Here is a 17,355-nt window from a genome sequence, read left to right as displayed (position 1 = left end):
TATGCAGTGTGTTAGAAAAGTCACAGAAGATTTATATTGGGTAGGTGCAAACGACAAGAGACTGGCTCTCTTTGAAAACATTCACCCTATTCCAAGAGGAACTTCCTATAATTCATATGTCATGCTGGATGAAAAGACTGTGCTGTTCGATACTGCCGACTGGTCCGTATGCAGACAGTTTATCGAAAATGTAGAATATGTATTGGATGGACGTCCGCTGGATTACATGGTCATCAATCACATGGAACCGGACCACGGTGCCTCCATCGAAGAAATCCTGCTCAGATATCCGAAGGTCAAGATCATCTGCACAGCAAAAGCGACGATGATGATGAACCAGTTTGGCTTCCCTGTAAAGAACATTCACGAAGTCAAAGAAGGGGATACTATGTCTTTCGGAAAACACGAAGTGACCTTTGTAGCAGCACCGATGGTACATTGGCCTGAAGCTATGGTCACCTTTGACACGACTGCAGGCATTCTGTTCTCTGCAGACGCATTCGGCTCCTTTGGCTCCCTGGACGGCAAACTGTTCGCTGACGAGGTCAACTTTGACAGAGACTGGATTGACGATGCCAGAAGATATTATACTAATATCGTAGGGAAATACGGTCCACAGGTACAGAAGCTTCTGAAAAAGGCCGGCGGCTTGGACATCAAATACATCTGCCCGCTTCACGGTCCAGTTTGGAGGAAAGACATCGGTTACTTCCTGGAGAAGTATGATAAGTGGTCAAAGTATGAGCCGGAAGAGCAGGGCGTACTGATCGCATATGCTTCTATGTACGGAAACACAGAAAGCGCGGCCCACATTCTGGCGACGAAACTCTGTGAGAAGGGCATGACCAACATCGCTCTATACGACGTGTCCTGTACCCATGTATCCTACTTGATTTCAGAGGCTTTCAAATACAGCCACATGGCTCTGCTGTCCGTAACTTATAACCTGAAGATATTCCCGGTTATGCAGAACTTTATTGAAGACATGGCTGCCCTGAACCTGCAGAAGAGAGTGGTCGGCGTCGTTGAAAACGGTTCCTGGGCTCCGCAGGCAGGCTCGCTGATTGCAGAAGAACTCGACAAGATGAAGGAGATGACTGTGCTCAACGAACAGATGACAATTCTATCATCATTAAACGATGCAACTTATGATCAGTTGGATGACCTGGCTGAGAGCATTATTGAATCCATGAAATAAATCTATATATCAAAACGGGTGTCCGCTGGGCACTCGTTTTGTCGTGCTCGGACAGGCGGCGCTGGGTAAGGTCAGTTCTATGCCAAGGCCAGCCGCCGGGTTCAGGCCAGCCGCCGTTACGCAGAATCAGCCGATTTGCCGGAAATCGTTAAGCAAAAAGAACCGGCCAGATGTGAAATGCGTAACAGCCCGTTGCCAGGCAAGCCGCCGTTACGCAGAATCAGCCGATTTACCGGAAATCGTTAAGCAGAAAGAGCCAGCCAGATGTGAAATGCGTAACGGGCTTCGCGCTAAATGACAGCATAGACAAGAGCGCATTGCATATGGTACAATTATTTCACACCAGACAATGTGGAGGGGCTATTGATGGGGATAGAAATCAGAGAACTGCGAAGAAGAGATTACGGCAGAGCGATACAATTTGCAATTACGGGAATGCATTTTAACCTTTACTTAGACAACAAACTGCTGTTAAACTTATATGGCAGATATTTTTGGTACAGCGAACTGAACAGCGCCAGTCAGGTCATTGCTGCCTACGACGGAGAGAAACTGGCAGGCGTTTTATTGGCCGATATGCAGGGCGAGGAGAAAAAGTACAAGACCACCGGGCAGACGGCTTATGTGAAAATATTTGAGTTCTTGCAAAACACTTTTTACAGGGGTGGCGTCGGCATTTACGATGAGGCCAACAGAGAACTGCTGGATGCGTATTTGAAAGAGAATAATCCCGATGGACAAGTCGTATTTTTGGCTGCCGATCCAGATGCGAAGGTAAGAGGAATTGGTAGCAGACTTCTGGAAGAACTGGAACGAAGAATACGCGGGAAGGAAATTTATCTGTATACAGATGATGCCTGCACTTATCAGTTTTACGAGCACAGAGGGTTTCAGAAATCGGGTGAAAAGGAAATCCTAATGGATTTAACAAGTAAAAAAGTACCCCTTAAATGTTTTTTGTATAGTAAAAGAATTTCTTAACATGATTATCACAATTCTTTAGTATACTAAGCTGTATCTGCAAAAAGGAGAATTAGGCATTTAATGAGAATACTGAAAAGACTATTGATTATTTTTATATTGCTGATTTTAGCTGTAGCGGGGTGTATTTATTATGCCTTCAAGATCGAGCCGTTTCGTGTTACGCTGAATGAGTTTACCCTCAATGAAGAAAGTTCTGACAGGGAGCATTTAAAAATTGTACAGATTTCTGATCTGCATATCAAAGCGGATTTCACATTCGAAAATTTGGACAAGGTCATTAAAATGGTCAACGCGCAAAATCCGGATATCGTTATCTTTACAGGTGATCTGTACGATAACTACGCGATATACCGCGACGACGAAAATGTGACGGCTGCCCTGCAGAAGATTAAGGCAGGCTATGGGAAAATCGCCCTTTGGGGAAATCGTGATTATGGCGGCGGAGCGGAGCGGGCTTATGCCTCTATAATAGAAGCGGCGGGATTTACTTTGCTGAAAAACGAGAATTATCATCTCACACTTGACAATGGTAAAAGAATTTTGTTCACAGGCCTTGATGACGCTTTGCTGGGTCATCCTGTTATGCCGGCTGGAACGGAAAAGGACGGTTCGGATTACAAGCTGCTCCTGTCCCATGAGCCGGATAATGTAGACCATTATCTGGATTATGACTATGACATCGCACTGAGCGGCCACAGCCATGGTGGACAGATCAACGTTCCGTTTCTGCCATTTATCAACGAAAGGGCTTTGACGACTTCCGCGCTGTCATCAAAATACGGCGGCGGCATGTATGACTTTGATGATGCAGCGTTGAAACAGTTGTACGTCAACACCGGCATTGGAACGACCCACATTTCCGCCAGGTTCGGCGTGGTACCAGAGGTCACGCTGTTTCACGTCTATGTTTAGGCATCAAAATAAAATACTTTGACTGATGTGCCGGCTGAGAAATATCTCAGCCGGTTTTGTGTTAGCAATCACTTTATTATTCGTGTAAAAAATCATCAACAGGTATATCAAAGAATGATTTTGCTGAAAAACTTCCAAGTTATAAAACGATAGAAAAACAAGAATATTTTGATAACGGAAATAGTGTCACAATCATATTGACAGACTTGTAACAATCCGATAAAATGAATTGAATACATTATACAGAAAGGAGCGCATTAGCATGCTCATGCAATAAATGCAAGGAGCGCTGATGCAAGATGTAATATGCTGGAACGAGAATATTATGATAAAACCGACGAAATTATTGCATCTCATGGATCGGGACAGGCGGCACTGATACCTATTATTCAGGACATTCAGGAAGAATACCGCTATTTACCTCCTGAGTTATTGACCTACGTTGCTGAGAAGCTGAAGATTAGTGAATCACAGGCTTACAGTGTAGCCACCTTCTACGAGAATTTTTCTTTTGAACCGAAGGGGAAATATATTATCAAGGTCTGTGACGGAACTGCTTGTCACGTGCGCAAGTCTATTCCGATCCTGGAAGCTCTTTATGGAGAACTGGGTCTTTCCAAGGAAAAACAGACAACCGAGGATATGATGTTCACTCTGGAAACCGTATCCTGTCTTGGTGCCTGCGGTCTGGCGCCTGTTTTGACTGTCAACGATAAGGTTTATCCGAAGATGACGCCAGAAAATGCTATTGCGTTAGTTCACGAGTTGAGAGGAGTTTAGAGATGAGCAAGATAGAAAACAGAGAGTCTCTCGAACAGGTTCGTGAGCTTTCTAAAAAAGAAATTGACAGCAATAAATGCAGAATTCTGATCTGCGCTGGCACAGGCTGTATCGCAGGCGGATCAGGCGAAATTTATAAGAAGATGTGCGATCTGGTCAGTTCCAATCCGGACATCGAAGTCTGTTTTGAACCTGAAGTCGCCCACGGAGACGGGGAAATCGCTGTCAGGAAGAGCGGCTGCCACGGATTCTGTGAGATGGGTCCGCTGATGAAGATCGAACCACAGGACATTTTATACACCAAAGTACAGTTAGAGGATTGTGAAGACATCTTTTACAGAACCATTGAAAAAGGCGAGTTGATTCCGCACCTGCTCTTTAAGCAGAACGGTTCGGAATGTAAGAAACAGGAAGACATCGCTTTCTATAAAAAGCAGCACCGTAACGTGCTGAAAAACTGCGGCCGTATCGATGCTGAAAACGTAGAGGAATTTCTCGCCATTGGCGGATATCGCGGGCTGGCTCACGCTTTGTTCGATATGACCAAGGAAGAAGTCATTGAAGAAATCACCAAATCAGGTCTGAGAGGACGCGGTGGCGCAGGCTTCCCGACAGGAAAGAAGTGGTCCCAGGTGGCCAGACAGCCGGAGAAGAAGCGTTACGTAGTCTGCAACGGTGACGAAGGAGATCCGGGCGCATTCATGGATAGAAGCATCATGGAAGGCGACCCGCATAAGATGATCGAAGGTATGGCCATTGCAGCTTATGCGGTTTCCGCTGATGAGGGATATATTTATGTCCGTGCAGAGTATCCACTTGCCATTGAACGTTTGAAAAATGCCATTGCGCAGGCAGAAGAAAGAGGACTTTTGGGAGACAACATCCTGGGTACGGATTTTAGTTTCCGCTTACATATCAACCGGGGTGCAGGCGCTTTTGTCTGTGGAGAAGGAAGTGCGTTGACCGCATCCATCGAAGGCAACAGAGGCATGCCGCGGGTAAAACCGCCGCGTACTGTAGAACAGGGACTCTTTGACAAGCCAACGGTGCTCAACAACGTAGAAACCTATGCCAACGTTCCGATGATCGTCGCTAATGGAGCAGACTGGTTCAAAGCGATCGGCACGGAGAACAATGCGGGAACAAAAGCCTTCGCCTTGACAGGAAGTGTTAAAAATACTGGTCTGATCGAAGTACCGATGGGAACGACCCTGCGTGAAGTCATCTATGATATCGGCGGCGGCATCAAAGACGACAGAGAATTCAAAGCCGTACAGATTGGCGGACCATCCGGCGGATGTCTGACCAAAGAACATCTGGACATGAAACTGGACTTTGACTCTTTGAAAAAAATCGGCGCCATGATCGGTTCCGGCGGCATGGTTGTCATGGATGACCACACCTGTATGGTAGAAGTGGCAAGGTTTTTCATGAACTTTACCCAGAACGAGAGCTGCGGCAAGTGTGTGCCATGTCGTGAGGGAACCAAGAGAATGTTGGAGATTCTTGAGCGCATCGTGGACGGAAAAGGAACACTGGAAGATTTGGATCTGCTGGAAGAACTATCGGAAACCATCACAGATACTGCCCTCTGCGGCCTGGGAAAATGCGCCGCTCAGCCTGTCATGAGTACATTGAAGTTTTTCAGAGAAGAATACGAGCAGCACGTGGTAGAGAAAAAATGTATTTCCAGAAACTGCGAAGCGCTGCGTAAGTTCATCATCGATCCTGATAAGTGTAAAGGCTGCTCCAAGTGTGCGAGAAACTGTCCTGCAGGTGCCATCGCCGGACAGATCAGAAAATCATATCATATTGACAATGAAACTTGTATCAAGTGTGGAGCCTGCCTGGCAGACTGTGCATTCGATGCGATACATATAGAGTGGTAGGAGGAAGAATTATGGGATTTATGACAATCAACAATAGAAAAGTAGAATTCACAGATGAGAAAAATGTTCTCACTGTGATTCGTAATGCGGGCATTGACATTCCGACCTTCTGCTACCATTCCGAATTATCTACTCACGGCGCCTGCCGTATGTGTGTAGTAGAAGATGACAAGGGAAAGGTGTTCACTTCCTGCTCAGAACATCCGCGTGATGGTATGGTGATTTTCACCAACACCCGCAGACTGCAGCACCACAGGAGAATGATTATCGAGCTGCTTTTGGCTGCTCACTGCCGTGACTGCACTACTTGTGCGCCAAACGGCATCTGCAACCTGCAGGAACTGTCAAAGCGTCTGGGTGTCAGCGAAGTCAGATTTGAAAATTACAAGGAAAGAGTACCTCTGGATGAAACTTCACCTTGCGTAGTGAGAGATTTGAACAAGTGCATTCTCTGCGGAGACTGTGTGCGTATGTGCCATGAAATCGAAGGCGTAGGTGTTTTGGGTTTTGCACAGAGAGGCTCCAAGATGCAGATTACGACACCGTTTAAGAAGGATCTGAAAGATACCATCTGCGTGGGCTGCGGACAGTGCCGCGTGGTATGTCCGACTGGCGCCATTGTCGTCAAGCAGGATATCAATCCAGTTTGGGATCTGATCGAGGACAAAAACGTCCGCGTCGTGGCACAGATTGCGCCAGCAGTCCGTGTTGCCGTAGGCGAGGCCTTTGGCATGGAGAAAGGCACCAATGCCCTGGGACATCTGGCAGCAGCTATGCGTTACATGGGCTTTGATGATGTCTATGATACTGACTTTGGTGCAGATTTGACGGTCATTGAAGAAGCAAAGGAGCTGGTAGAACGCCTGGAATCAGGCGAAAATCTGCCGCTGTTCACGTCCTGCTGTCCGGCCTGGGTGAAGTTCTGCGAAGAAAAATATCCACAGTTCAGAAAGAACATTTCTTCTTGCCGTTCCCCACAGCAGATGTTCGGCGCGTTGATTAAAGAAGAAGCCAGAATGAACAAAGAGAAAGATGGCAGAAGGACCGTGGTCGTCTCCATCATGCCTTGCACAGCGAAGAAGGCGGAAATCCTCCGTCCGGAGCATTTCACTGAGGGTGAACAGAATGTAGATTACGTGCTGACGACTACAGAAATCGCTGACATGATCAAGATGGCAGGTATTGACCTGGCAGAGATCACGCCAGAAGCGCTGAACATGCCGTTCGGCATGTCTTCGGGGGCTAGTGCTATCTTCGGTGCGACGGGCGGTGTAACGGAAGCAGTGCTGCGTTATCTGACCAACAGCAATAGAGCTGCCGAAATGGACGAAATCAAGTTCTGCGGCGTTCGCGGAAACGATGCTATCAAAGAAGCCACAGTGAATCTGAACGGCAGAGATGTGCGCATCGCCATCGTCAACGGTCTCGGCAATGCATCAAAGGTGCTGGAGCAGCTGGAAGCCGGCGAAGTCAAATACGATTTTGTAGAAGTCATGACTTGCAGATACGGCTGTGTCAACGGAGGCGGACAGCCTGTCCTGCTGGGAGTCGAAAACGAAACCAAGTTGGCCAGACAGGGAGGCCTCTATCGTTTCGACAGCCGTTCCCAGATTAAATCCTCCGGCCAGAATCCGGTTGCACTGAGTCTGTATGACGGCATTCTCAAAGGAAAAGAACATAAACTGTTACATAACGAAGAAGTATAAAAGTCTATAGAATGATATAAACCAGGACCGCCTGGTCAGCGATATGCTCATCGCAGACCAGCGGACCTGGTTTTTTTTGTTGGTGACAGATGCCTGGTCTGGGGCGGGCGGCGGCCTTTTGCAATTGATTTTGAAGCTCTGATAGTCTGGGAATGATTCTGTTGATATTAACTATTAGAATCAATTTCCCCTGGAAAAGTTGCAATTTGCATTTGGAGGTTTATAATCAAGGTAAAGAAAGAGAGGGATGGTCCATGAAAAAGTTTATCATTGAAGACGGTGTATTTGATATTTTTCCCCATTTGGAAATCGGCATTGTGACGTTGCATGGCGCTGACAACAGCGGACAGGGCAGAGGGGATCTGCTGCAGGCTGTCTGTGAGGAAATCGCCCAGGCAGGAGAGGTCTCCCCTTATGTCACTGAGTACAAAGAGGCCATGAAACAGATTAAGAAGAAAAAGGGCGCGGCAGCTTCCATCGACGCGATGACAAAGCGTATCTTGAAAGGCGGTACAATCGGTTCCATCAATAAAGTTGTGGATATCTACAATTTTGTTTCACTAAAGCACCTGTTTACCTGCGGCGGCGAAAACCTGGATAAGATTCAGGGAGATATGGTTTTAGGCTTTGCCCGGGGCGACGAGCCGTTTGTTCCTTTAGGGGAAGAAGAGAGCGCTCCACCCCGCGAGGGAGAGCTGATCTATTACGACGAGGCAGGTGCCATCGTCAGAAGCTGGCTGTGGAGAGAGGCGGATCGAACAAAAATCACGGAGGAAGCCGACAACATCTTGCTCTACATGGAGTGCATCAATCCACAGCGCCATGAAGCTTTTTCGCAGGCTGTGCGGGAATTGTCCCAGATTGTTATGGATAACGTGGGCGGGGAGGCATCTATTGCATTTCTTTCGAGAGAGCAGCCGGAGGCCGTTATCGAGAAATAAAAAAGACGCAAAGGTTCTTGCCATCCTTGCGGACAACACGAGTGCATTCCGCCATGCACTCGTGTTTGATTTTACTGGTGGATGATCATTTTTGTACGCTGGTCACTTTTTCTGTATTTATGAACTCTCATGGCTTTATCGTGTAATTCCCTGCACGAATATTAATATAATGTTTATAAAAAGTATGATATATGTTAAAAACGATTCTCTTAGGGCAATGGAAAACATGCTTTTTTGCCCAAAGGGTCATTTGCAGCCAAATTTGAAAAAGTTCTTTGAGCAAGTTTTTGCAAGGGTTATAGGTGACAATTTTAGAAAACAGCAGTTAATTTTTGCAAGAAATGGCTAAGTTTCAACGGGTAGAGGATTTTTTTCAAAAACAACCTTTTTGACGTTTTTTGCAAAAACAGCGCGGGACCCAAAATGAGCCCAGCGAGATTCTTGAGTGGGATTTGATGAGAATCCCTGTGCAATAAAAAGACTGAAATTTGTATACTGGATAATGCACAAAGTATTACCGAATAGTAACTATCTTTTTGTGTTCAAAAACAAAAAGCGCTGGCAACTGCTAAAGTCTTTTATTTTTTCTGCACAAATTATTGACAATTCAATTTTTTAGTAATAAAATTAGTTAAACTATTAACAAAAGTCACTATTTTCTGATTTATTTGAAGGAGAGCAAAATGTGTAACTGCAGCGAAATGACGAAAAAGTTCGAACAGCTTGACGAGATCATTGCCAAGCACAAGGAAGAGCGAGGCGCTCTGATTCCAATCCTTCATGAGGCACAGGAGGTCTTTGGTTACCTGCCTTATGAAGTACAGGAGAGGATTGCCGATGGACTGGGAGTTTCAATGGCAAAGGTGTACGGAGTTGTGACATTCTACTCACAATTCTCACTGAAAAAGAAGGGAAAATACAAGATCAACGTCTGTATGGGTACCGCCTGCTATGTAAAAGGCGCCAACGATATCATGGGAAAATTCCTGGAAAGACTTTCGATCGAAGTCGGGGAGTGCACGGCTGACGGCAAGTTCTCACTGGATTCTTGCAGATGTATCGGTGCATGTGGTCTTGCCCCTGTTGTAACCATCAATGATGAGGTATATGGACGACTGACGCCGGAACAGGTAGAAGAAATCTTAGACGAATATGAGCGTATGTAAATAGCAGGAGGAGAGAATGAGTAAGACAATAAAAGAGATCCGGGAAATCAAAGAGAAAACCCTCGAATCATTTGGAAACAGAATTGGAAACGATGACAATAAACTTTACATAATGACCTGCTGCGGTACAGGATGCACGTCATCAGGCGCAATTAAAAATAGAGAAAAGCTGGATGAGCTGATGGAAAGAGACAGTCTTCAGGATAGAGTACAGTTTGTAAAGACGGGCTGCTTCGGACTCTGCGCAGAAGGTCCGATTTTGATGGTCTATCCAGAAAACGTGATGTACACCAACGTAACACCTGACGACATCAACGAAATTTGGGAAGCTCATATCAAGAATGGCAGGGTCGTAGAGAGATTGAAGTCAGAAAACGAGCTGGACTTCTTTTCGAAACAGATGAGAATCTCGCTGAGAAACTGCGGCAGAATCGATCCTGAAAATATTGACGAATATATCGCTTATGGCGGATATGAAGCGCTGGGCAAAGTGCTGACGGAGATGGAACCGGAAGACGTCATCAAGACAATCAAAGACTCCGGCCTCAGAGGAAGAGGCGGCGGCGGATTTCCGGCAGGAACGAAGTGGCAGTTTGCGGCTGAGCAGCAGGTGAAAGAAAAGTACGTCTGCTGTAACGCTGATGAAGGCGACCCGGGTGCCTTTATGGACAGATCCGTATTGGAAGGTGATCCCCATGCCGTCATCGAAGCCATGGCCATCGCAGGTTATGCTATCGGCTCTGACCAGGGGTTTGTCTATGTCAGAGCAGAATACCCGATTGCAGTACAGAGGCTGACCATCGCTATTGAGCAGGCCAGAGCATACGGCTTGCTGGGTGACAACGTACTCGGTACTGGCTTCAAATTCGATTTGGACATCAGACTGGGCGCTGGCGCTTTTGTCTGCGGTGAAGAAACGGCCCTGATGACCTCCATCGAAGGAAACCGTGGAGAACCGAGACTGAAACCGCCGTTCCCGGCAGTGGAAGGTCTCTTTGGCAAACCGACAATCTTAAACAACGTAGAAACCCTGTCCAATATTCCGCAGATTATTACCAAAGGTCCGGAATGGTTCAGCGGAATCGGAACAGAAAAATCCCATGGAACAAAAGTTTTTGCTCTTGGCGGAAAGATCAACAACACCGGATTGGTAGAAGTTCCTATGGGTACGACTTTACGAGAAATCGTCTATGAAATCGGCGGAGGCATTCCGAAGGGAAAAACCTTCAAGGCGGCACAGACAGGAGGCCCTTCCGGCGGATGTATTTCAGCTGACTTCCTCGACACACCGATCGACTATGACTCACTGACTTCACTGGGTTCCATGATGGGTTCTGGCGGATTGATCGTCATGGACGAGGATACCTGTATGGTGGATATCGCAAAATTCTTCCTGGAATTTACCGTGGATGAGTCCTGCGGAAAGTGTCCGCCGTGCAGAATCGGTACCAAGAGGATGCTGGAAATCCTCACCAAGATTACAGACGGAAAGGGATCGCTGGAGGATCTGGATGAACTGGAATACCTGGCTATGAATATCAAGAAGGGCGCGCTTTGCGGTCTGGGACAGACGGCTCCAAATCCAGTGCTCTCCACGATGAAATATTTTAGAGATGAATATATCGCCCACGTAGTTGACAAGAAATGTCCTGCAGGCGTATGTGTTTCGATGCTCAGATACGTGATCATGGAAGATGCATGTAAACACTGTGGACTTTGTGCAAGAAATTGTCCTGCTCAGTGTATCACAGGCGACAAGAATACGCCTTATGTTATCGACAATGATAAGTGTCTCAAGTGTGGAGTCTGTATGGAAAAATGTCCATTCAAGGCTATCATGAAGAACGCATAAGAGGGAAAGTGAGGGCGAAAAATGAAAAACCAGAAAAGAGTACAATTAACCATAGATGGCATGGATGTCAACGTGCCAGAAGATTACACCATCCTCAAAGCAGCTAAAGAAGTAAACATCAAAATTCCTACGCTATGCTTTCTCAAGGACGTGTGTGAAATCGGATGCTGCCGTATGTGCCTGGTAGAAGTAGAGGGCATGAAAAACTGGCAGGCATCCTGTGTGCAGAAGGTTGCAGACGGTATGGTCGTCAAAACCCATACACCGGACATTCTCAATTTTAGAAAAAAGAACCTGGAACTGATATTATCCAATCACCCGGCAATGTGTCAGAGCTGTAACAGAGGGTCTTCGGACTGTGAGCTGAAAACTCTGGCCAACACCATGGATACAGAGTTTGCCAATTATGCAAGAAACCAGGAAGTGATCACAGCCAATCAGGTTATGGAAGTGGACGATGGTATTTCCATCATGCGTGACCCGAACAGATGTATCCTCTGCAGAAGATGTATCAGCATCTGTCATAACGTGCAGACCGTAGGTGCAATTGATGTAATAAACAGAGGCTTCAACACAGTAGTAGGTACCACCTTTAACAGACCGATTGATGAGTCAAAGTGCGTGAACTGCGGACAGTGTATCAACGTCTGTCCAACAGGAGCCCTGCAGGAACACGCCAATATGGATGATTTTTGGGAGCTTCTCAAGAATCCTGAAAAATATGTCATCGTACAGACTGCTCCGGCGGTCAGAGCGGCTTTGGGCGAAGAGTTTGGCATGCCAATCGGCACCGATGTAACCGGAAAGATGGCGACTGCCCTGCGCATGCTGGGCTTTGATAACGTATTCGATACGGATACTGCAGCAGACCTCACGATCATGGAAGAGGGAACGGAACTGCTGAACAGAATGAACAACGGCGGGAAACTGCCTTTGATCACCTCCTGCTCACCAGGCTGGATCAAGTTCTGCGAACACTACTTCCCGGATATGCTGGATAACCTGTCTTCCTGCAAATCCCCACACGAAATGATGGGGGCAATCATCAAATCCTATTATGCAGAGAAGATCGGCAAGGCGCCGGAAAACATCGCGGTTGTTTCGATCATGCCTTGTACTGCAAAGAAATTTGAAGCGCAGAGAGACGAACTCAATGTAGACGGACAGCAGGATGTCGACGTAGTTTTGACGACAAGAGAACTTTCCAGAATGATCAAAGCCTTTGGCATCGATTTCCCCGCTCTGCCGGATAGTGAATTTGACAATCCACTGGGTGTTTCAACTGGTGCTGGAACCATCTTCGGCGCCTCTGGCGGTGTAATGGAAGCGGCGCTGAGAACTGTTGCCGATATCGTCACAGGTCAGAGTTCGGATTCTATCGACTATATGCAGGTTCGCGGTCAGGAAGAAGGCATTAAAGAAGCGGAAATCAAGATTGGCGATGTGACGGTCAAAGCTGCCGCAGCCCATGGCCTTGGTAATGCCAGAGCCCTGATGGAGAGAGTGCAGGCTGGCGAACACTTTGACTTTATCGAAGTCATGGCATGTCCTGGCGGCTGCATCAACGGCGGTGGCCAGCCACAGCAGCCATCTTCGGTTCGCAACTGGATTAATGTCGGCGAAGAGAGAGCGAAGGCGCTCTACAGAAGTGACCACGAGAATTTCATCAGAAAGTCTCATAAAAATCCAGTTATCAAAGAATTATACAAGGAATATCTGGGTGAACCTGGTGGCGAAAGAGCACATAAACTGCTGCATACCCATTACCATCCGAGAGGCTGATAACCTAAATAGTGACAAATAGATAAAAATGCGGCAGGCCGGCAGCGGTCAGCCGCATTTTTACAATTATGTAGGAAATATAGATGAGGTCGATAACGAAGCTGGTTCAGCAGCAGAAATTTACTATTTAGGGGGCTTTTTATATAAATGAGTATAAAATTTTTCGGTAGATCGTCTCAATCTTTGATTTGAAGGAGGTTATTTGATTATATATGCCTTAAAAGGCAAGGACTTTTCCAGTTCATCCCCAAAAATTATACTCAATTTAAAAAAATATTCTCATATAGTAAAACTATACACAGGTTCACTTAGCCAGTTTTCTGGTGCCTGGTGCGGGAGACTTTACGCTGTCAGTCTTGACCGCCTGGGCCAGCGCCAGTATAATATGAATAAATAAATCCTATCGTTAATTGGGAGGAGAAATTATGTCTGATAAAAAGAAAGTGCCATTCTGCACCTGCGATGATCACCAGTGCCCCTTTAACCCAGTCAACCACGACCAGGGCTGTACACCGTGTATCGCAAAGAATTTAAAGGCCGGAGAAACGCCAAGTTGTTTTTTCAACAAGCTGGACCCGGAGAAAAAGGAGGATCGTGGCGATTATTTACATAAAGACTTTGCCAGAATCGTCATGAAATTGCATGAAGATTGAACAGCTGCAGCAGCTTTTAAAGATCGTAGAAGAAGGCAGTATCAACGAGGCGGCAAAAGAACTGTATATCGCCCGTTCCTCACTGAGCACTTCTATGAAAAATTTAGAGACGGAATTAGGTGCACCGATTTTCAGCCGTAACAGTAAAGGCGTCTGTCTGACTGACTTTGGCGTCGACGTTTACAATCAGGCAAAAGATATCTGCACCAAAATTGATTTTATACAGAGTGTTCCTCATGAGGAACATCCAACGAATCTCTCCATTTCCAGCATGTATTGCTCCCTGGCCAATGATGCCTTTGTAGAACTTTATCAGAGGCATTATCAGGAGGATTTTACCGGAAGCATAGAAGAGTGTACGCTGAACCAGGTGATTAACCAGGTTCAATCTGGACTGAGCGAACTCGGCATGGTGACGCTGTTTTCTGACAGCGAGTCGGTGGCGCTGAAAAAGATCACGGAAAATCATTTGGAATTTCATAAGGTGATTGACCGCCAGCTGCACGCCATCATCGGGCCTAAAAATCCTCTGTACCTGGAAGAGCGAAGCTCGGTCTGTTTGACTGATTTGAAAGACTTCCCCTATATCGTCAACTATGCGTCGCCTTCGGACTACTCCTGGGAACGGACCTTAGACGGGCGCAAGCGGAAGCGGGCAGAGATCCAAGTCAGCGATTTAGGCTGCGCCCTGCGGCTCATAAACGCCACTGACGCCATTATGATCGACACCTACGATAAAGACACCTACGCGCAGCTTTATGCGCCTAATGGCTGCAAATTTATCCCTCTTGCAGATTCACCTCTCGCCTGCAAATTGGGCTGGGTCAAAGCAAAAAACAGGGTGTTGTCTGCCGCGGCAGAGGAATTTATTGAAATTTTGACGGAAAAGAGTGAATAGAAGAAAGAGGGAAAGACCATCTCTGCGGAGAAATATGGTCTTTTTTTCTTGCCATTGACCACTGTCGAGATTCCCGGCGCATTTTGTACGGAATACTGTATGACCAGACCACATAAAATTATGGTAGCATATAGGTAAGGGATGGGATGAGTTTGAAAGAAAAAGTAAATATATTGAGTGTCATCAAGTACGCAGGTGCATATATCGCCTTTGAAATAGGATCAGGCTTTGCGACGGGACAGGAGATTCTGCAGTTTTATACATCTTATGGCGTTTGGAGTATTGGAGCTGCCGTCATCAGCATGTTTCTCTTCGCTTGGGCTGGCGGCAGCGTGATGAAAATCGGTTATGAGACCAGGAACGTGGAAGACCTCAAGCCATATCAGCTCCTTTGCGGAAGAGTTATGGGGACCTTTTACGAGTATTTCGTCCTGTTTTATCTTTTCGCCGTTTTGGCAGTGATGATTTCGGGCGCAGGCGCATCGCTGCAGGAATACTGCGGTGTCAGTTATTATGTCGGCGGCCTGTTCATGGCTCTGCTGGTATTCGTCGCTTTTGCCTTTGGTCTGGAGAAACTGATCGACATTGTGGGTCTCATGGGTCCTCTGATTATTGGATTTTCCATCTTTATTGCCATTTGCACGATTACGGCTAATTTTGGAGACCTGATGGTAGGCAACATCGATGTCAGCAGATTGGTGACGTCAAAACCCACTGACAGCTGGTGGATGAGCGGGATACTCTATGTGGCATACAACGTGGTCAGTTCTATCGCCTTTCTGATGGCCCTGGGCAGAGATGCAAAATCCGCCCGTGAGGCAGCGGCAGGAGGCATCACAGGTGGTATACTGCTGATGGTCACCGTCATCTTTATGAATTTTGCGCTGCTTTCAAGGCTGGATTTAATTGAAGGCAGCATCGTTCCATCGCTGAAACTGGCAAATGAAGTATCCTCCTTGGCTGGAACCATCTTTGTCGTGGTCATGATCTGCGGCATCTTTTCCACTGCAGCGCCGGTGCTCTGGACTATTTGCAATAATCTGGCAAAACCGGGAAGCAAAATCTCCTTGGTGATTGCCTTGCTGGTCAGCCTGGATGCTTTTATCCTGGGGCAGATGCCCTTTGATAAGCTGGTCAGCGTCATCTATCCTTATACAGGATATTTGGGGATGATTCTGTTGTTCTGTATTTGGAGATACAAGAAGTTAAAACATAAGACAATTGGCAGGTGAATACAAATGATGAAAATTAGAGAAGAATTGCTGGCCTTGAAAAAGAACAGCTACGCTACCGGAGATTTTGAGATTCCAGAGGGCAGCATGGACTGCACAGAAGGCGTGAACCCTTATGGCTGCCCTGAGGAAGTTCTGGATGCGTTTAGACAGATAAAACTGGAGGAAATCATCAACTATCCTCACGATGTGAAGGTGTATGAGACAGTCTGCAATTACTGGTCAGATATGGCCTCCTTGAAAAAGGATAATATCATGTTGACAGACGGCAGCATTGCGGCAATCTACATCGTCAACAACATCTTTGCGCAAAAAGGTGCAAAGGTTCTCGGTGTAGCGCCTCAGTTCTCTGACTACGTGTCCAACGCCAGACTTCTGGGCATGGAGTATCGCTTTGTGGCACTGGATCGGGCGGATCGTTACAAATTCGACGTTAATGCGCTTTTGGAACAGATTACGGAAGATTTGGCCGTAGTATATCTGGACAATCCTAATAATCCGACGGGTCAGATGATTACAGCAGGCGAAATTGAGATGGTACTGCGCAGAGCAAAAGCAAAGGATGTCTGCGTCATTGTGGACGAGGCCTATGGTGATTTTGTATCAAAGAGGGAGTCTGCCATGCAGCTGATGGATGAATACGAGAACCTCATCGTATTGCGGACCCTGTCGAAGGGATTTGGCATGGCGGGAATTCGAGCGGGTTACATCGCTGCCTCAAAAGAATTGATTTCCTTTATGAATCAGATTACAAATCCTTATGCTGTGGGACAGATGTCGCGCAGGATGATGGCAGTGGCTTTGGATAACGCCTATAGACTGGAGCGGGATACCCAGGAGTTCGCCTCAGCAAAGGTGAAAGTGAGACGAGTGATCGGGGAGAACATCAAGATGGCTGCCACCGATGACAGAGTGCCGATTTTTCTTCTGTACCATAGAGATCCTGCGGTGGATCTCTATCGACTGCTGGCAGAGAACGGCATCGTCGCCGTAGCGGGCAGCGCTTTTGACGCCATTGATAACAATTGCGTCAGAGTGAGACTGTCTTCGGAAGAGGACTTTCCGCCATACCTGGAAATGCTGGCTAAGGCGGAGAAAGCAGCGGGACAGATTAGCGAGACGAAAATGGCTTGAAGCTTTATCTACATCAGACAGGCAGATCAAGATGTGATGTTAAATAAATGAATAGAGAATGAAATAGCTCTGATCAAGATACGGAGGAACGGCGATGCCGGCTTCCGTATTTTTAATGCCGAAATTACAAAATAATTTGACAAATCTGAAAAATAAGATATAATGGGTATATAATATTAAATGCATTTAATATTGCGCATTTAATATTAATCGCTTAACCATAAATGA

At 46.5% G+C, this 17,355-nt stretch carries 14 protein-coding genes; all 14 read left to right on the top strand.

Annotated features, from left to right (window positions below; all coding sequences use genetic code 11):
• Nucleotide 1 precedes the first annotated feature (1 nt).
• The 14 genes from ACMQ5W_RS13785 to ACMQ5W_RS13720 all read left to right on the top strand — a co-directional run bounded on the left by ACMQ5W_RS13785 (nt 2) and on the right by ACMQ5W_RS13720 (nt 17,127).
• A complete protein-coding gene (locus ACMQ5W_RS13785; RefSeq protein WP_148492378.1) occupies nt 2-1,198 on the top strand; it encodes an FprA family A-type flavoprotein in 1,197 nt (398 codons plus the stop codon).
• Between the two features lie 366 nt (nt 1,199-1,564).
• Nucleotides 1,565-2,179, top strand: coding sequence for a GNAT family N-acetyltransferase (locus ACMQ5W_RS13780; RefSeq protein ID WP_419025665.1), 615 nt, complete (start codon nt 1,565-1,567; stop codon nt 2,177-2,179).
• Nucleotides 2,180-2,242: 63 nt separating this feature from the next.
• Nucleotides 2,243-3,094 carry a metallophosphoesterase gene (locus ACMQ5W_RS13775; protein WP_419025664.1) on the top strand — a complete coding sequence of 284 codons (852 nt, stop codon included), beginning with the start codon at nt 2,243-2,245 and terminating at the stop codon, nt 3,092-3,094.
• 306 nt (nt 3,095-3,400) lie between these two features.
• A complete protein-coding gene (locus ACMQ5W_RS13770; RefSeq protein WP_419025663.1) occupies nt 3,401-3,874 on the top strand; it encodes a complex I 24 kDa subunit family protein in 474 nt (157 codons plus the stop codon).
• Between the two features lie 2 nt (nt 3,875-3,876).
• Nucleotides 3,877-5,763, top strand: coding sequence for an NADH-quinone oxidoreductase subunit NuoF (gene nuoF / locus ACMQ5W_RS13765; protein WP_419025662.1), 1,887 nt, complete (start codon nt 3,877-3,879; stop codon nt 5,761-5,763).
• An 11-nt stretch (nt 5,764-5,774) separates the two neighbouring features.
• Nucleotides 5,775-7,469 carry a [FeFe] hydrogenase, group A gene (locus ACMQ5W_RS13760; RefSeq protein ID WP_419025661.1) on the top strand — a complete coding sequence of 565 codons (1,695 nt, stop codon included), beginning with the start codon at nt 5,775-5,777 and terminating at the stop codon, nt 7,467-7,469.
• Between the two features lie 254 nt (nt 7,470-7,723).
• A complete protein-coding gene (locus ACMQ5W_RS13755) occupies nt 7,724-8,410 on the top strand; it encodes a B3/4 domain-containing protein (RefSeq protein WP_419025660.1) in 687 nt (228 codons plus the stop codon).
• A gap of 683 nt (nt 8,411-9,093) precedes the next feature.
• The gene (nuoE, locus tag ACMQ5W_RS13750; protein ID WP_148492390.1) at nt 9,094-9,576 is read left to right on the top strand and encodes an NADH-quinone oxidoreductase subunit NuoE; all 483 of its coding nucleotides are present in this window, start codon (nt 9,094-9,096) and stop codon (nt 9,574-9,576) included.
• 112 nt (nt 9,577-9,688) lie between these two features.
• A complete protein-coding gene (locus ACMQ5W_RS13745) occupies nt 9,689-11,428 on the top strand; it encodes an NADH-ubiquinone oxidoreductase-F iron-sulfur binding region domain-containing protein (protein WP_419025721.1) in 1,740 nt (579 codons plus the stop codon).
• Nucleotides 11,429-11,449: 21 nt separating this feature from the next.
• Nucleotides 11,450-13,210, top strand: coding sequence for an NADH-dependent [FeFe] hydrogenase, group A6 (locus ACMQ5W_RS13740; RefSeq protein ID WP_419025659.1), 1,761 nt, complete (start codon nt 11,450-11,452; stop codon nt 13,208-13,210).
• Between the two features lie 425 nt (nt 13,211-13,635).
• Nucleotides 13,636-13,863 (top strand): DUF6485 family protein, encoded by a 228-nt coding sequence (locus tag ACMQ5W_RS13735; protein ID WP_148492393.1) that lies wholly within the window; start codon nt 13,636-13,638, stop codon nt 13,861-13,863.
• Complete coding sequence (locus ACMQ5W_RS13730) at nt 13,853-14,761, top strand: LysR family transcriptional regulator (RefSeq protein ID WP_419025658.1); 909 nt, start codon at nt 13,853-13,855, stop codon at nt 14,759-14,761. Before ACMQ5W_RS13735 ends, ACMQ5W_RS13730 begins: the two co-directional genes overlap by 11 nt.
• 152 nt (nt 14,762-14,913) lie before the next feature.
• On the top strand, nt 14,914-15,993 hold the full coding sequence (locus ACMQ5W_RS13725) for a hypothetical protein (protein ID WP_148492397.1): 1,080 nt from the start codon (nt 14,914-14,916) through the stop codon (nt 15,991-15,993).
• A gap of 6 nt (nt 15,994-15,999) precedes the next feature.
• The gene (locus ACMQ5W_RS13720) at nt 16,000-17,127 is read left to right on the top strand and encodes a pyridoxal phosphate-dependent aminotransferase (protein ID WP_419025657.1); all 1,128 of its coding nucleotides are present in this window, start codon (nt 16,000-16,002) and stop codon (nt 17,125-17,127) included.
• Nucleotides 17,128-17,355 lie beyond the last annotated feature (228 nt).

It is taken from the genome of Emergencia sp., from assembly GCF_048465375.1.
In the GTDB taxonomy this organism is placed as follows: Bacteria; Bacillota; Clostridia; order Peptostreptococcales; family Anaerovoracaceae; genus Senimuribacter.
Note: the sequence above shows the minus strand (reverse complement) of the source record. Positions and strands in the feature narration are given on the sequence as shown.

Bases quoted from the DNA above. Each gene is read 5' to 3' on its own strand.
- ACMQ5W_RS13780 (WP_419025665.1), top strand. From the start codon at position 1,565: ATGGGGATAGAAATCAGAGAACTGCGAAGAAGAGATTACGGCAGAGCG.
- ACMQ5W_RS13740 (WP_419025659.1), top strand. From the start codon at position 11,450: ATGAAAAACCAGAAAAGAGTACAATTAACCATAGATGGCATGGATGTC.
- nuoF (WP_419025662.1), top strand. From the start codon at position 3,877: ATGAGCAAGATAGAAAACAGAGAGTCTCTCGAACAGGTTCGTGAGCTT.
- ACMQ5W_RS13760 (WP_419025661.1), top strand. From the start codon at position 5,775: ATGGGATTTATGACAATCAACAATAGAAAAGTAGAATTCACAGATGAG.
- ACMQ5W_RS13755 (WP_419025660.1), top strand. From the start codon at position 7,724: ATGAAAAAGTTTATCATTGAAGACGGTGTATTTGATATTTTTCCCCAT.
- nuoE (WP_148492390.1), top strand. From the start codon at position 9,094: ATGTGTAACTGCAGCGAAATGACGAAAAAGTTCGAACAGCTTGACGAG.
- ACMQ5W_RS13770 (WP_419025663.1), top strand. From the start codon at position 3,401: ATGCTGGAACGAGAATATTATGATAAAACCGACGAAATTATTGCATCT.
- ACMQ5W_RS13720 (WP_419025657.1), top strand. From the start codon at position 16,000: ATGATGAAAATTAGAGAAGAATTGCTGGCCTTGAAAAAGAACAGCTAC.
- ACMQ5W_RS13745 (WP_419025721.1), top strand. From the start codon at position 9,689: ATGACCTGCTGCGGTACAGGATGCACGTCATCAGGCGCAATTAAAAAT.
- ACMQ5W_RS13775 (WP_419025664.1), top strand. From the start codon at position 2,243: ATGAGAATACTGAAAAGACTATTGATTATTTTTATATTGCTGATTTTA.
- ACMQ5W_RS13785 (WP_148492378.1), top strand. From the start codon at position 2: ATGCAGTGTGTTAGAAAAGTCACAGAAGATTTATATTGGGTAGGTGCA.
- ACMQ5W_RS13735 (WP_148492393.1), top strand. From the start codon at position 13,636: ATGTCTGATAAAAAGAAAGTGCCATTCTGCACCTGCGATGATCACCAG.
- ACMQ5W_RS13730 (WP_419025658.1), top strand. From the start codon at position 13,853: ATGAAGATTGAACAGCTGCAGCAGCTTTTAAAGATCGTAGAAGAAGGC.